Source organism: Rothia kristinae NBRC 15354 (genome assembly GCF_001570865.1).
Taxonomy (GTDB): Bacteria; Actinomycetota; Actinomycetes; order Actinomycetales; family Micrococcaceae; genus Rothia; species Rothia kristinae.
Genome location: NZ_BCSM01000008.1, coordinates 98,392 through 113,518, shown reverse-complemented (window position 1 = coordinate 113,518; position 15,127 = coordinate 98,392). Strand labels below are relative to the sequence as shown.

The window sequence follows — 15,127 nt, the reverse complement described above, 5'->3', positions numbered from 1 at the left end:
CGGCGGGACCCGCCGCACCGGATGGGGCCCGGGACCGACGTCGGGATCAGGATTGCTCGACCCAGGTTCGCTGGGTCACCGAATCCCACTTGATGGTGTAGCCGCCGGAGAAGCGCTGGTGCATCTCCCGGCCCACGCGGTACTCGTTGGTCACGGGGTAGCCGTAGCCGCGCTCGTAGCCGGCCCGGGACCAGGTCGCGCCGATGCCGCCGTACTCCTTGATGTAGTGCGTGCCGGTGCTGGAGCTCCACATGACCTTGGTGTACCGCCCGTCCTTGACGAAGCGCTGGTAGCGGCCGCCGTCCGCGGCGGGGGCCTCGGCCATCACGGGGGTGCCGAAGCCCGCGGTCCCGCCGAAGTTCCGCCAGGTCACCCCGATCGCCCCGTACGGACTGTAGGCGGCCGCGGCCTGGGGCTGCACCTGGGCCGCCGGGACGGTGACCGCACCGCCGGCCACGGTGGTGGTCGCATCCGCGGGGGCGCCGCCGTTGGCATAGCCGTAGAGGTTCACGGTGCCCAGCAGCCGCCACGGCTGGCCGGTGCGCTGCAGGGAGCCGTCCGCGTAGGTCAGGGCGATGCCGATGACCTCGGCCTTGGGGCTGGTGATCGCGGCGTTGTGGGCGGCGGAGGTCTTCCACCACGCCAGCAGCTGGTTGACGTCGCTCTGATAGGACCGGGCGATGACCTCGTTGACGTGGGTCCAGCGCCCGGCCCGGGAATCCGTCATGAACTGGTCGGTGTGGTAGAAGCTCTCGTCGCGCACCTGGGCATCCGAGTGGGCCTGTTCGATGTTCGTGAGGGTCTGGGAGTACCGGACCGGTTTCAGGCCGAGGGAGCGGCGGTAGGAGTTGATGGAGTCCAGCAGCTTCTGCTGGTCCGCGGCGCGCTGGGCGGCGGAGACCTGCACGATGTCGGACTGCGCGGCCTGGGCGACCGGCGCGTCGGCGAGCTGCCCGGTGGCGAAGGTCCCGGCCGCCAGCGCGGTGGCCAGGGCCGCGGCGGTCAGCGGGCGGGTCCCGAGCGGGCGGCGGCCCCGGTGGGCCCGGGGACCGCGACGGGTGCTGTGCTGGGGGACGTACCGACCGGCGCGGGAGGATGCGGTGGTGCTGTTCACTCGAAGGCTCCTGGGTGAGGTGACGGGATCTCCCGCACCCTCGGCTGTGATGCCGGAGACTCGCGGGCACCATGGAGTCTATAGAGGAAACGTCACGAATCTGACCGTCCAGACCAGAATGTTCACCGTTCCGTGATATTCGAACACGCGCCTTCCCCGGCGCGACCTGCGCGGTCGCTCCGCAGATGGTTGCATCCGGCGGGCTCCGGGGCGGAAATTCTCAGCTGATCTTCGAAGACCGCGTCCCTCAAACACGGCGCACGTCGCGGGATCGGCACCGGATCGCCGCTGGACCGGCGCACCATCACCGGCCGGCGGCCTCGCGCTCCAGGTCCTCCTCCAGCAGCGCGTGGACGTCGTAGCCGCCGTGATCCGCTCCCGGCACGGTCTGGAAGCGCGCGCGGGTGAACCCGGCGTCCCGATACTGCCGCCACCCGGCGCGTCCGGCCGTGGTCCCGGACCAGCCCTGCGGATCGTCCTGGGCCGGCACATCCTCGGTGCCCTCGTGCCAGGTCAGGGCCATGCCCTTCACGGCGGCGCTCGGGGCGGTCGGGAAGCCGTCGCCTTCGCCCCCGCCGACGATCGTCGCCCCGCCGCCGCGGATCCACCCGGAGTCCCGGGCCAGCGCCTCGTCCGTGATGAAGTCGGCCCCGCCGGAGTATCCGGTCAGCCACAAGCGGGAGGCGTCCAGGTGCTCGGTGCGAAGCAGGTGCCGGGCCAGGGCCCGGAACCACGCGCCGTCGTCGCGCTGCCGCAGCCACCAGGTGATCTGATCATCGGGGTTCTCCGCCTCCTCGGCCTCCGGGGAGAGCACCGGGACCAGCACCAGGTTGCGGCGGTTGACCTCCGCGGCCATCGCGCGGATCTGCGCCCCGTACGGGTTCCAGAACCAGGCGTCCTCCCCGGTGCTGTCCCCATCGAAGAAGAAGGCGACCCCCACGGGGCGGGAGCGGTCCACCCCGCCGTCGAGCACGTGGTACCGGCTGGTGCGCTGCCCGTCGGAGAAGTCCTGGAAGTACCGTCCCTGCGCGTCGTCCTGGGCGCGGGGCCGCACCACGGCCGCGACCAGGATCAGCGCCGCCGCGAGGAGCAGGACGCCGACCGTGCGCAGCATCCGCCGCCCGCGCACCGCACCCATATCCCGAGACCGCCTACCGAGCGTCCCGGCTCCGACGGGCCGCCGGACGCTGCGGGACCACCGGGTTCAGGCCGGTGTATCCCTCCCGCTGCGCGGCGATCTCCAGGACCCGTCCGCGCACGGCGAACCAGCCGAGGATCAGCAGGGGGATCAGCAGCAGGGCCGCGCCGAGGGTCCAGGTGCCCACCGGGTAGTCCCGGGCGATGAGCACCACCACCCCGGCGAGGAACGCCAGAACCAGCCAGTCCGTGAAGGGCGCACCGGGCATCCGGTAGCCGGGGATCCGGTACCGGCCGGCGCGGGCCAGGCTCCGGAAGCGCAGATGGCAGGCGATGATCGCGACCCACGTGGACATGATGCCGATCGAGGCGAAGTTCAGCACGATCTCGAAGGCCTGGGCCGGCACCAGGAAGTTCAGCACCACCCCCACCATCGCCACGGCGGCGGTGAGCACGATCCCGCCCCACGGCACCCCGGAGCGGGTCAGGTGCCGGGCGAAGCGCGGAGCGGAGCCGGCCATCGCCATCGAATGCATGATCCGTCCCGTGGAGTACAGGCCCGCGTTCAGGGAGGACAGGGCGGCGGTGATGACCACCAGCTGCATGATCGGACCGGCGGCGTCCACGCCGATGCTGGAGAAGAACGTGACGAACGGGGATTCATCCGCGGAGTAGGCGGTGTAGGGCAGCAGCAGGCACAGCAGCAGCACCGAACCGACGTAGAACACCGCGATGCGCAGGATCACCGTGTTGATGGCCTTGGGGATGATCCGCTCGGCGTCGCGGGTCTCCCCGGAGGTGGTGCCCACCAGCTCGATGCCGGCGTAGGCGAAGACCACGCCCTGGGTGATCAGCAGCGCGGGCAGCACCCCGCGGGGGAACAGCCCGCCGTGGTCGGTGATCAGGCTCAGTCCCGAGGGCTGGTCGTTGGGGGTGCCGGTGAAGACCATGATCACCCCGACCACCAGGAAGATCACCAGGGCCGCGACCTTGATGAGCGCGAACCAGAACTCCATCTCCCCGAAGACCTTCACGGAGATGAGATTGGCGGCCACCACGACGGCGACCACCGCGAAGGCCGTGACGCCCTGCGGGATCGCGGCGACGGCCTCGGAGTAGCGGCCGAACCAGGCGACGTAGATGGCGATGGCGGTGGAGTCCACGATCGCGGTGGTGGACCAGAACAGCCAGTACATCCACCCGGAGACGTAGGCGGCCTTCTCCCCGAACAGCTCCCGGGCGTAGGAGACGAAGGAGCCGGAGGAAGGCCGGTGCACCACCAGCTCGCCGAGGGCCCGCAGGATGAGATAGCCCATGAATCCGCACACCGCGTAGATCAGGGCCAGGGAGGGCCCGGCCTGCTCCAGGCGCCCGCCGGCCCCGAGGAACAGGCCGGTGCCGATGGCCCCGCCGATCGCGATCATCTGCAGCTGACGCGGGCCGAGGCCCTGGTGCAGCGCGTCGTCCTCAGGGGCGATGGTGGCTTCGGTTCCGTGGCGCAGCGCCTGCGGATCCTTGGGTGAGGCGGTCAGAGACATGGGTGGTGAGCCCTTCGAGCGGGGAGCTCCCCGAGGGTGCGCGCGGTGCGTCGTCGGCATGGGCGTCGGCGGGATCCGCACGCGGGGAGATCCGGGTGGAGAACCGTCGGACGCCGCGGCCGGTGGCCCCGGTGACGGGGCCGCGGTCCGCGGCGTCGTGAACGATGAGCAGAAGCATACGCACGCTTCGCATATCCTGTTGTTTCCATCACATGAAAAGACCGGGCGGCTATGCCCCCATCCGAAACATCACCGTCGCACGAGGGCATCTCCCCTAGTCAGAGCGTCGGCACTTGGGACTCTCCCAGTTCCGCATCAGCAAGATCCCAGTCCGGATGCTGAGATCCGCCCGCATCGAACCGCCACACGCGACGGCACCGTCCCTTCCGAACAGGCCGGAGCTTCGGAGGGGACGGTGCCGTCGCGGGGGCGGGGCGCAGGTCAGGGCAGCGTGGAGATGGTGCCCTGATCCTCGGTGCCGGGAGTCTGCACGATCACCGGATACGCCCCGGTGAACCCCTCGCGTTCGGCGGCCAGACGTCGCACGCGCCCGCGCACGGCGAACCAGCCGATGATCAGCACCGGGATCACCACGCCCATCGAGGCCAGCGTCCAGGTGCCCAGCGGGTAGTCCAGGGCCACCAGCACCAGAACCCCCACCAGGAAGAGCATGGTGAGCCAGTTGGTGTACGGCGCCAGAGGCGCGCGATAGGCGGGCCGACGCTGCTGACCGCGCCGGGCCTGGGCGACGAAGCGCTGGTGCGGCAGCATGATGGCCGCCCAGCCGACGATGATCCCGATCGCGGAGATGTTCAGGACGATGTTGAAGGCATCCTCCGGGACGTAGTAGTTCAGCACGACGCCGAGCCCGCCGACCAGCACGGTCAGCAGGATCCCCCCGAAGGGCACCCCGGAACGGGTCATCTTCCCGGTGAACTTGGGCGCGGAGCCGGCCATCGCCATCGAGTGCACGATCCGCCCGGTGGAGTACAGCCCGGCGTTGAGGGAGGACAGCGCGGCGGTGATGACCACCAGCTGCATGATCGGGCCGATGTAGTCCACCCCGATGCTGGAGAAGAAGGTCACGAACGGGGACTCGTCCGCGGAGTACGCGGTGTACGGCAGCAGCAGGCACAGCAGCAGCACCGAACCGACGTAGAACACGGCGATGCGCAGGATCACGGTGTTGATGGCCCGCGGGATCTGACGCTGGGGGTCCTTGGTCTCCCCCGCGGTGATCCCCACCAGCTCGATGCCGGAGTAGGCGAAGACCACGCCCTGGGAGACCACCAGCGCGGCGAGGATCCCGTGCGGGAGCATCCCCCCGCTCTCGCGGATCAGATGGAAGCCGGTGGGCGCCCCCGTGGGGGTCCCGAAGATCACGAAGCACACCCCGACCACCAGGAAGATCACCAGCGCGGAGACCTTGATCAGGGCGAACCAGAACTCCATCTCCCCGAAGACCTTCACGGAGATCAGGTTGGTGATCATGACGATGATCAGCACGGCCCCGGCCAGCACCCACTGCGGCAGCTCGTCGATGAACGTGCTGTACTGCCCGAACCACTTGACGTAGATGGCCATCGCGGTGGCGTCCACGACCGTGGTGGAGGCCCAGGACAGCCAGTACATCCATCCCACGAAGTATGCGGCCTTCTCGCCGTAGAACTCCCGGGTGTAGGAGACGAAGGACCCGGAGGAGGGTCGGTGCACCACCAGCTCGCCGAGCTGACGCAGGATGAGGTAGCCGAAGAACCCGGCCACGGCGTAGAGGATGAACAGGGTGGGCCCGGCGTCGGCCAGGCCGCCGCCGGCCCCGAGGAACAGGCCGGTGCCGATCGAGCTGCCGATGGCGATCATGTGGATCTGCCGGGGCGTGAGGCCCTTGCTGTAGCCCTCCTGCTCCCGCGCGTGCAGCGCGTCGTCGCCGGTGAGGGGCTGGGAGGATCCGGGGGCGCCGGGATCCGCGGGGCTCGGGGACATGGACCTGCCGTTTCGACGAGGGGATGAGATGCCCCCACAGCATACTCGACGGGTGTGACGCGCACCGCCCGTGCGCAGACCTCGGATCTCGGGCCCGTGCGGGCCCCGCGATGCCGCCGGGGATGCGCCTCGGACTTGACCGGGACGGGGGGCCGTCCGAAGATTGAACGGTGTTCAAGACTTTCGATGACCTCGCCGATTCCGTCCTCGCCGGGACCCCCGCGGACCGGGAGGCGGCCCTGGCGGTGCTGGCCTCCGAGGACGACGTCCTGCTGGATCTCGTGGCCGCGGCCTCCCGGGTTCGCCGTCGCTACTTCGGCAACTCGGTCAAGGTCAACTACCTCGTCAACCTGAAATCCGGCCTGTGTCCCGAGGACTGCGGGTACTGCTCCCAGCGTCTCGGCTCGGATGCGGAGATCCTCAAGTACTCCTGGCTGCCCACCGACGAAGCCAAGCGCCAGGCCGAGTTCGGCCTGGCCGGCGGGGCCTCCCGGGTGTGCCTGGTGGCCTCCGGGCGCGGCCCGTCCAACCGCGACGTCGGGCGCGTGGCCGAGATGACCGAGGCCATCAAGGACGCCAACCCGGAGACCGAGGTCTGCGCGTGCCTGGGCATCCTCAAGGAGGGGCAGGCGGAGCGGCTGCGCCAGGCCGGGGTGGATGCGTACAACCACAACCTGAACACCGCACCCTCCCACTACGAGGAGATCTGCTCCTCGCACACCTTCCAGGACCGCGTGGACACCGTGGACTCCGCCCGCAGCGCGGGGCTGTCCCCCTGCTCGGGGCTGATCGTGGGCATGGGCGAGACCGACGAGCAGCTGGTGGAGGCCGTGGAGGCGCTGCGGCAGATCGACTCCGACTCCATTCCCGTGAACTTCCTGATCCCCTTCGACGGCACCCCCCTGGAGGGCACCTGGGAGCTGACCCCCCAGAAGTGCCTGCGCATCCTGTGCATGGTCCGGCTGATGTGCCCGGACCGGGAGCTGCGCATCGCCGGCGGCCGTGAGCTGCACCTGCGCTCCCTGCAGCCGCTGAGCCTGAATGTGGCCAACTCCCTGTTCCTCGGGGACTACCTGACCAGCGAGGGCCAGGCCGCCGAGGATGACCTGGACATGATCGTGGACGGCGGATTCCAGATCGTCGGCCAGGAGGATGCCAAGGCGCTGCGTGATCGGCTACGCGCGCACCGAGCCGCCCACCGCGAGGCCATGGGCGGGGCCGGCGCCGAGACCGGTGCGGGCCTGCCGCCGTGCGCCGGCGGAGGCTGCGGATCCCACGCGGCCCCGGAGGAGCAGCAGGTCCCGGTCGAGCAGCCGGTGCCCGCGGGCGTGGGCGCCGCCCAGCCCGCCGAGGCCCCCGAGGCCGGCGTCGGCACCGTGCGGCACGGTCTGCGCGATGACGCCGGGCGCCCCCTGGTCCCGACCATCCGCCGTCGCGGCGCCGGCACGGACGCGCCGCCCAACTCGTGAGCGCGGGCGCCGATCCCGTGCCCCCCTCCCTCGCCGGTTCCGCCGGGCCCGCCGGCCGTACCGTGCTGGATCGGGACCGGGCCCTGCTGTGGCATCCCTACGGCTCCCTAGAGGCCGGGGCCCGGTACTCCGTGCACGGCGCCGAGGGGCCCTTCGTGGATCTGGTCGCCCCGGGGGCCGAGCGTCCCCAGCGGGTGCTGGACGGGATGAGCTCGTGGTGGTCCGTGGTGCACGGGTACCGGAACCCGGTGCTGGACGCGGCGCTGCGGGCGCAGATCGATCGGTTCTCGCACGTGATGTTCGGCGGGCTGACCCACGCTCCCGCCGTCGAGCTGGCGGAGCGGCTGGTGGAGGTGACCCCGCAGGGCCTGGACCACGTCTTCCTCGCGGACTCCGGCTCGGTGTCCGTGGAGGTGGCCCTGAAGCTCGCGGTGCAGTACCAGCGGGCCCGGGGCGGGGAGCGCGGACGCTTCCTGGCGCTGCGCGGGGCCTATCACGGGGATACGACGGGCGCGATGAGCGTGTGCGACCCGGTCGGCGGGATGCACGCCGACTTCGCCTCGCTGCTGGTCCCGCAGGTCTTCGCCCCGCAGCCCCCCGCACCCTCCGGTGATGCCGCGGTCGATGACGCCGCCTGCGCGGCGTGGGAGGCCGAGGTGTCCGAGCTGCTGGATCGGCACGGGGCGGAGCTGGCCGGGATCATCGTGGAGCCGGTATTCCAGGGCGCCGGGGCCATGCGGGCGTATCTGCCGCGGGCCCTGCGCTTCCTGCGCGAGGCCGCGGACCGGCTGGATGCGGTGTTCATCACCGATGAGATCGCGACGGGCTTCGGGCGCACCGGCACAGCCTTCGCCTGCGAGCAGGCCGGGATCGTCCCGGATGTGATGTGCGTGGGCAAGGCCCTGACCGGCGGGTACCTGACGCTGGCGGCCCTGCTGTGCTCCGGCCCGGTGGCCGAGGTCATCTCCCGCTCCTCCTATGCGGCCCTGATGCACGGACCCACCTTCATGGCCAATCCCCTGGCGTGCGCGGTGGCCGCAGCCTCCGTGGACCTGCTCTTCGGGCGCGTGGGCGGCGCGGAGGTCGCCGCCCCGGAGGGCGCCGCGCCGTCGAGCGCGTGGTACGAGGCCGTGCCGCGCTTGGAGGCCGGACTGCGCGCTGGCCTGGCCCCGGCGGCCTCCCTGGAGGGAGTGGCCGAGGTGGCCGTGACCGGGGGGATCGGCGTGGTGCGCACCCGGGGCCCGGTGGATGTGGATGTCTGCACCCGCATCGCGGCCGAGCACGGGGTGTGGCTGCGCCCGTTCCGCGACGCGATCTACACGATGCCGCCGTACCTGAGCACCGAGGAGGGCCTGGCCCGGATCACGGGGGCGATGGTCGCCGCGGCCGCTGCCCACGAGCCCGTCGAGGAGGACGCATGAGCACGACGTCGAGTGCCGACGCGCCGGCGGATGCGCAGGCGGGCGCCGTGGAGCGGACCGCCCCGGATGCGCTGGCCGACGCGCAGCCGGACGCCTTCCTGGACGCCGACGCGGTGCGTGCCGCCGCCGCGGACGGGCTGCTGTTCGTCACCGGCACGGACACCGGCGTCGGCAAGACCTACGCCACCGCGGCCCTGGCGGCCCTGCTGGCCGGGCAGGGTCTGGACGTGCACGTCCACAAACCGGCCCAGACCGGACTGATCGCACCGGATGATCCCGAGCGGGAGGCCCTGGAGGCGCGGTACTCGGATGTGGTGGTGCGCGGGGACGCGCAGATCGCCGGGGAGCTGGCCGGGGTCTCCTACTCCACGGGCTTCGCCCTGCGCCTGCCCCTGGCCCCGGCGGCCGCAGCAGAGGCCGCGGGGGTGCCGGTGCCCACCGCGGCGGAGCAGGCCGCCCGGATCCTGGGCCTGCGCGAGCGGCACGACGTCGTCCTGGTGGAGGGCGCCGGCGGGATCCTCGTGGATCTGGGCGGGCACACCCTGGCCGATATCGCCCGGGAGTGCGGCGCGGGCGGGCTGGTGGTGGTGTGCCGCCCGGGCCTGGGCACCCTGAACCACACGGATCTCACGGTGGAGGCCATCGCCGCACGCGGACTGCGCACGGCCGGGGTGGTGATCGGCGCGTGGGATGACCCGCCGCGGGCCGTGGATCTGTCCAACCGGGAGGCCCTGTCCGCCCGCCATCGCCTGCTGGGCGCGGTCCCCCGCGGCTGGCGCGCAGCCGCGGGCGCCCGCTGAACCCGCTGCACCCCGCCCGGTGACCCGGGGGCCGCGCTCTCCCGCGCCCGCGACCCGGCGCATCCGTTCCCGCCCGCCCGCGAGACGGCGCATCCGTTCCCGGAAATCCGGTTTTCGGGAACGGATGCGCCGTCTCGGTGGCGGGGTGGGCACCGCTGCGCCGCCTCGAGGTCGCGTCGGCGGGCCCGGGACGCCCGGGACGCCGGAGCGTCAGAGCAGGATCGAGCGCCCCTTTACTCCGGGACCACCCGCACCGCGCCCTTGTCGGCGCTGGTGACCATCGAGGCGTAGGCGCGCAGGGCCTTGGAGACCTGGCGCTCGCGCGGCTTGGTCGGCTTCCACGGCAGGCGCCCGCGCTCCTCGCGGCGTCGGGCCAGCTCCTCGTCGGAGACGTTGACCTGCAGCAGCCGCTGGGTCACGTCGATCTCGATCTCGTCCCCCGTGCGGATCAGCCCCACCGCGCCGCCGGAGGCCGCCTCCGGGGAGATGTGGCCGATGGAGATCCCGGAGGTCCCGCCGGAGAAGCGCCCGTCGGTGATCAGCGCGCATTCCTTCCCCAGCCCCAGGCCCTTCAGGTAGGAGGTGGGGTAGAGCATCTCCTGCATGCCCGGCCCGCCCTTGGGCCCCTCGTACTGGATGACGACGATGTCCCCGGGCTGCACGTGCTTGGAGAGGATCTCGAAGACCGCCTCGTCCTGGGATTCCACCACGAAGGCCTTGCCGATGAAGCGGAACAGGTACTCGTCGATCCCGGCGGTCTTGATGACCGCGCCGTCCTCGGCGATGTTGCCGTAGAGCACCGCCAGGCCGCCGTCCTTGGTGTAAGCGTGCTCCACGGACCGGATGCACCCGAACTCGGCGTCGGTGTCGTGGGATTCGAAGCGGTTGGCGGTGGAGAAGGCCTGGGTGGTGCGCACCCCGCCGGGGGCGGCCAGGTACAGCTCGCGGGCCCGCTCGGAGGCGGTGTCCCGGCGGATGTCCCACTCATCCAGCCAGGCCTCCACCGACTCCGCGTGCACGGTGTGCACGCCGTCGTGCTCCAGGAGCCCGGCCCGGTCCAGCTCGCCGAGGATCGCGGGGATGCCGCCGGCCCGGTGCACGTGCTCGATGTGGAACTGGGTGGAGTTCGGGGCGACCTTGCACAGGCAGGGCACGTGCCGGGAGATCTCGTCGATGTCCTTCAGGGTGAAGTCCACCTCGGCCTCCTGCGCTGCGGCGAGGATGTGCAGCACGGTGTTGGTGGACCCGCCCATCGCCACGTCCAGGGACATGGCGTTGCGGAAGGAGGACTTGGTGGCGACGTTGCGCGGCAGGACGGACTCGTCGTCCTGCTCGTAGTAGCGCTTGGCCAGCTCGACGACGGTGCGCCCGGCCTTCAGGAACAGCTCCTTGCGAGCGATCTGGGTGGCCAGGGTGGTGCCGTTGCCGGGCAGGGAGAGCCCGAGGGCCTCGGTCAGGCAGTTCATGGAGTTCGCGGTGAACATCCCGGAGCAGGAGCCGCAGGTGGGGCAGGCGTTCTCCTCGATCTGGGCCAGCTGCGCGTCGGAGACCTGCTCGTCCACGGCGTAGGCCATCGCGTCGACCAGGTCGATCCGGTGCTCCAGCACGCCCTCCACCGGCGCCCCGGATTCCATGGGCCCGCCGGAGACGAACACGACCGGGATGTTCAGACGCATCGCGGCCATGAGCATGCCGGGGGTGATCTTGTCGCAGTTGGAGATGCACACCAGGGCGTCGGCGCGGTGGGCGTTGACCATGTACTCCACGGAGTCGGCGATGACGTCGCGGGAGGGCAGGGAGTAGAGCATGCCGTCGTGGCCCATGGCGATGCCGTCGTCCACGGCGATGGTGTTGAACTCCTTGGCCACCCCGCCGGCTTCCTCCACCGCGGAGGCCACCAGCGCGCCCATGTTCTTCAGGTGCACGTGGCCGGGGACGAACTGGGTGAAGGAGTTGGCGATGGCGACGATCGGCTTGCCGAAGTCCTCCTTCTTCATGCCGGTGGCCCGCCACAGGGCGCGGGCTCCGGCCATGTTCCGACCGTGGGTGGATGTGCGGGAGCGCAGGGCGGGCATGGCTTCTCCTTGGCGTGGCTGATGCTCGTCCCAGGCTACTCCGGCACAAAGGTCATCCAGCATCCGGGACGGGGATCTCGGATGATGAGACAATGGAGAGGACAGAAAACGCGGACCCGCTCGTCTGCTCAGGCGTCCCTGTCGCGGAAGCGACCGGAGCGGCGCCCACGGGAGGCCCGCCGCACGGCGTCGTGAGTGTAGTCCACGGCATCTTGGCGTTCCGAGGACTCCCGGGCAGCGTCGGATTGCCCAGCGATACGCTCGGCGCGGGCCCCCTCAGCCTCAGCGGCGGCCTGATCGGTCAGCGAAAGGTGCCCGGAGGCGGGCCGCCCGGCCACCGTGGGGAAGAACCCGGTGACGCCCTCGCGTTCGGCGGCGATGGCGCGGATACGCCCACGGCAGATGTACCAGCCGATGGCCATGCACGGCAGCACGAGAACCATCGCCCCGAGGGTCCAGGTTCCCTGCGGGTAGTCCAGACCGATCAGAGCCAGCACTCCCACCAGGAAAACCAGGATCACCCAGTCCGTGAACGGAGCTCCGGGCATCCGGTATCCGGGTCTCCGGTACACCCCCTGGCGAACCAGGGAGACGAATTTCAGGTGCGACAAAGCGATCGTCGCCCACCCGGCGACGATGCCCACCGAAGCCAGATTCAGCACGATCTCGAAGGCCTGAGCCGGAACCACCGCGTTGAGCACCACCCCGAGCAATGTCACCGCCGCAGTCATGACGATGCCGCCCCAAGGCACCCCGCCGCGGGTCAGGCTGCGGGCGAAGCGCGGCCCGGAGCCTGCCACGGCCATCGAGTGCATGATGCGCCCGGTGGAGTACATGCCGGCGTTCAGGGAGGACAGAGCGGCGGTGATCACCACCAGCTCCATGATGGGCCCGGCCGCGTCCACGCCGATGCTGGAGAAGAACGTGACGAAGGGGGAGACGCCGTTCTGGTATGCGGTGTATGGGAGCAGCAGGATCAGCAGCAGAATGGAGCCGATGTAGAACACCACGATCCGCAGGATCACCGTGTTGATCGCTTTGGGAATCACCTGCTGGGCATTCCGGGTCTCCCCGGAGGTGGTGCCCACCAGCTCGATGGAAGAGTACGCAAAGACCACGCCCTGGATCAGCAGCAGGGCCGGAGCGATGCCCTCGGGGAACCAGCCACCGTGGTCCGCGATGACCTGGAATCCGGTGGGCGAACCGGTGGGAGTCCCGAAGATCACGAAGACGACGCCGAGAACCAGGAAGATCAGCAGGGCCAGGACCTTGATCAGCGAGAACCAGAACTCCATCTCCCCGAAGACTTTCACCGAGATGAGGTTCATGGACACCACGATCACCACCACGGCCAGCGCGAAGACCCACTGCGGAATACCCGCGATGACGGTGCTGTACTGCCCGAACCACTTGACGTACAGGGCGATGGCGGTGGTGTCCACGATGGAGGTCATGGCCCAGTGGATCCAGTACCACCAGCCGGCGACGAAGGCCGCCTTCTCCCCATAGAACTCCCGGGCGTAGGAGACGAAGGAGCCAGAGGAGGGCCGGTGCACCACGAGCTCCCCCAGGGCCCGCAGGATCAGATAGGCGATGATCCCGCACAGCGCGAAGTCGAACAGCAGAGAGGGCCCGGCCTTGGCCAAGCGCCCTCCGGCCCCGAGAAACAGTCCGGTGCCGATGGCCCCGCCGATCGCGATCATCTGCAGCTGGCGCGGCCCGAGACCCTTGCGGAACCCAGCCTGCTCCTCCTCGAAGACATTCTCGTCTGGGCCTCTCCGTGCCATCGACGCGCCGTTCTCAGACAGGTCTCGGCTCATGACGGAGCTCTCCTTTCGTGTTCTGCGTTTCCTCGTTCTCCGGCCCCGTCAATCCCGCGTGTGCGCGGCGGGGCGGTCGGCGACGATCGGGTACAGGCCGGTCACGCCCTCGCGTTCGGCGGCGATGGCGCGCACCCGCCCGCGCACGGCGAACCAGCCGACGATCAGCGCGGGGATGATCACCACGATCAGCAGTCCGAGGGTCCAGGTGCCCACCGGGTAGTCGAAGCCGATCAGCACGATCACCCCGGCCAGGAACACCAGGATCACCCAGTCCGTGAACGGCGCGCCCCAGGCGCGGTAGCCGGGCCTGCGGTAGCGGCCCTGCTTGGCCAGGGACACGAACTTCAGGTGGGCCAGGGCGATGGTCGCCCACGCCCCGATGATCCCGAAGGAGGCGATGTTCAGCACGATCTCGAAGGCCTGCTCCGGGACGACGAAGTTCAGCACCACCCCGATCAGCGCGACGGCGGAGGTCATGAGGATCCCGCCGTAGGGGACGCCGTGGCTGTTCATCCGCTGCGCGAACTTCGGGGCGGAGCCGGCCATGGACATCGAGTGCAGGATGCGCCCGGTGGAGTACAGCCCCGCGTTCAGCGAGGACATGGCCGCGGTGATGACCACCAGCTCCATGATGGGCCCGGCCGCGTTCACCCCGATGCTGGAGAAGAACGTGACGAACGGGGACTCGCCCTCCTTGTAGGAGGAGTACGGCAGCAGCAGGGCCAGCAGCAGCACGGAGCCGACGTAGAACACCAGCACCCGCAGGATCACGGTGTTGATGGCCTTGGGGATGACCTTCTGGGCGTCCTTGGTCTCCCCGGAGGTGGTGCCCACCAGCTCGATCGCCGCGTAGGCGAAGACCACGCCCTGCATGATCACCAGGGCCGGCAGCAGGCCGTTGGGGAACCAGCCGCCGTGCTCGCTGATCAGGGAGAAGCCGGTCGGGCTGCCGTTGGGGGACCCGAAGATCACGAAGCAGACGCCCACCACCAGGAAGGTCAGCAGCGCCACGACCTTGATCAGGGCGAACCAGAACTCCATCTCCCCGAAGATCTTCACGGAGATGAGGTTGGCGCTGACCACCAGGACGATGACCACCAGCGCGATCAGCCCCTGGGGCACGGCGTCGAGCCAGTGGAAGTACTGCCCGAACCACTTGACGTAGAGGGCGATCGCGGTGGAGTCCACGATCGAGGTGGTGGCCCAGTTGATCCAGTACATCCACCCGGAGATGTAGGCGGCGCGCTCCCCGTAGAACTCACGGGCGTAGGAGACGAAGGAGCCGGAGGAGGGCCGGTGCACCACGAGCTCGCCGATGGCCCGCAGGATCAGATAGGCGATGAAGCCGCAGACGAGGTAGTCCAGGGCCAACCCGGGGCCGGCGGAGGCCAGGCGCCCGCCGGCGCCGAGGAACAGGCCGGTGCCGATGGCCCCGCCGATCGCGATCATCTGCAGCTGGCGCGGTCCGAGGTGCTGCTGGAAGCCGGCCTGCTCGTGGCCGAAGGCGTCCTCGGGATCCGCGGTGGACGGGACGGCGGGGCCGGAGCCGGCCGATGAGACCGGAGGCTGGTGGGTCACGGGGACCTCCTGGAAGAAGAGGACGGGCCCCGCCTGCCGCCGACGGCGGACCGAGTCCCGCCACAGGAACATATCGCCTCAGCATAGATCTCCCCGGTGTCGGGCGTGTAACACAGGCGCGCGCACGTCACATCGGGTCCACCGGCGTCGAAATCTGGTGGCCGGTGAGCCGACCCGGCACGCTGGAGG

10 protein-coding genes are annotated in these 15,127 nt (G+C 70.3%); 3 read left to right on the top strand and 7 right to left on the bottom strand.

Annotated elements, in window-relative coordinates; genetic code table 11:
* Positions 1-46: 46 nt before the first annotated feature.
* The 4 genes from KKR01S_RS06475 to KKR01S_RS06460 form a co-directional block, all read right to left on the bottom strand.
* On the bottom strand, positions 47-1,114 hold the full coding sequence (locus KKR01S_RS06475; protein ID WP_061225586.1) for a CAP domain-containing protein: 1,068 nt from the start codon (positions 1,112-1,114) through the stop codon (positions 47-49).
* 304 nt (positions 1,115-1,418) lie between these two features.
* Positions 1,419-2,252 carry an alpha/beta hydrolase family protein gene (locus KKR01S_RS06470; protein ID WP_058731387.1) on the bottom strand — a complete coding sequence of 278 codons (834 nt, stop codon included), beginning with the start codon at positions 2,250-2,252 and terminating at the stop codon, positions 1,419-1,421.
* 13 nt (positions 2,253-2,265) lie between these two features.
* Positions 2,266-3,789 carry an amino acid permease gene (locus tag KKR01S_RS06465; protein WP_099049745.1) on the bottom strand — a complete coding sequence of 508 codons (1,524 nt, stop codon included), beginning with the start codon at positions 3,787-3,789 and terminating at the stop codon, positions 2,266-2,268.
* A 441-nt stretch (positions 3,790-4,230) separates the two neighbouring features.
* Positions 4,231-5,772 (bottom strand): amino acid permease, encoded by a 1,542-nt coding sequence (locus tag KKR01S_RS06460; RefSeq protein ID WP_061225585.1) that lies wholly within the window; start codon positions 5,770-5,772, stop codon positions 4,231-4,233.
* Between the two features lie 170 nt (positions 5,773-5,942).
* On the opposite strand from KKR01S_RS06460, the gene bioB reads away from it, so the two are divergent.
* The 3 genes from bioB to bioD are packed head-to-tail and all read left to right on the top strand — an operon-like array spanning position 5,943 to position 9,462.
* Positions 5,943-7,241 carry a biotin synthase BioB gene (gene bioB, locus KKR01S_RS06455; protein WP_061225584.1) on the top strand — a complete coding sequence of 433 codons (1,299 nt, stop codon included), beginning with the start codon at positions 5,943-5,945 and terminating at the stop codon, positions 7,239-7,241.
* 17 nt (positions 7,242-7,258) lie between these two features.
* On the top strand, positions 7,259-8,662 hold the full coding sequence (gene bioA / locus KKR01S_RS06450; protein WP_061225595.1) for an adenosylmethionine--8-amino-7-oxononanoate transaminase: 1,404 nt from the start codon (positions 7,259-7,261) through the stop codon (positions 8,660-8,662).
* Entirely contained in the window at positions 8,659-9,462 is an 804-nt protein-coding gene (bioD, locus tag KKR01S_RS06445) for a dethiobiotin synthase (protein WP_061225583.1), read from the top strand. Before bioA ends, bioD begins: the two co-directional genes overlap by 4 nt.
* 233 nt (positions 9,463-9,695) lie before the next feature.
* On the opposite strand, the gene ilvD is transcribed toward bioD, so the two are convergent.
* From ilvD to KKR01S_RS06430, 3 genes are all read right to left on the bottom strand, one after another.
* Entirely contained in the window at positions 9,696-11,537 is a 1,842-nt protein-coding gene (ilvD, locus tag KKR01S_RS06440; RefSeq protein WP_058731012.1) for a dihydroxy-acid dehydratase, read from the bottom strand.
* 128 nt (positions 11,538-11,665) lie between these two features.
* Complete coding sequence (locus KKR01S_RS06435; protein WP_099049744.1) at positions 11,666-13,357, bottom strand: amino acid permease; 1,692 nt, start codon at positions 13,355-13,357, stop codon at positions 11,666-11,668.
* 48 nt (positions 13,358-13,405) lie between these two features.
* A complete protein-coding gene (locus KKR01S_RS06430; protein ID WP_081101611.1) occupies positions 13,406-15,010 on the bottom strand; it encodes an amino acid permease in 1,605 nt (534 codons plus the stop codon).
* Positions 15,011-15,127 lie beyond the last annotated feature (117 nt).

Bases quoted from the DNA above. Each gene is read 5' to 3' on its own strand.
- KKR01S_RS06435 (WP_099049744.1), bottom strand. From the start codon at position 13,357: ATGAGCCGAGACCTGTCTGAGAACGGCGCGTCGATGGCACGGAGAGGC.
- bioD (WP_061225583.1), top strand. From the start codon at position 8,659: ATGAGCACGACGTCGAGTGCCGACGCGCCGGCGGATGCGCAGGCGGGC.
- KKR01S_RS06430 (WP_081101611.1), bottom strand. From the start codon at position 15,010: ATGTTCCTGTGGCGGGACTCGGTCCGCCGTCGGCGGCAGGCGGGGCCC.
- KKR01S_RS06470 (WP_058731387.1), bottom strand. From the start codon at position 2,252: ATGGGTGCGGTGCGCGGGCGGCGGATGCTGCGCACGGTCGGCGTCCTG.
- ilvD (WP_058731012.1), bottom strand. From the start codon at position 11,537: ATGCCCGCCCTGCGCTCCCGCACATCCACCCACGGTCGGAACATGGCC.
- KKR01S_RS06460 (WP_061225585.1), bottom strand. From the start codon at position 5,772: ATGTCCCCGAGCCCCGCGGATCCCGGCGCCCCCGGATCCTCCCAGCCC.
- KKR01S_RS06465 (WP_099049745.1), bottom strand. From the start codon at position 3,789: ATGTCTCTGACCGCCTCACCCAAGGATCCGCAGGCGCTGCGCCACGGA.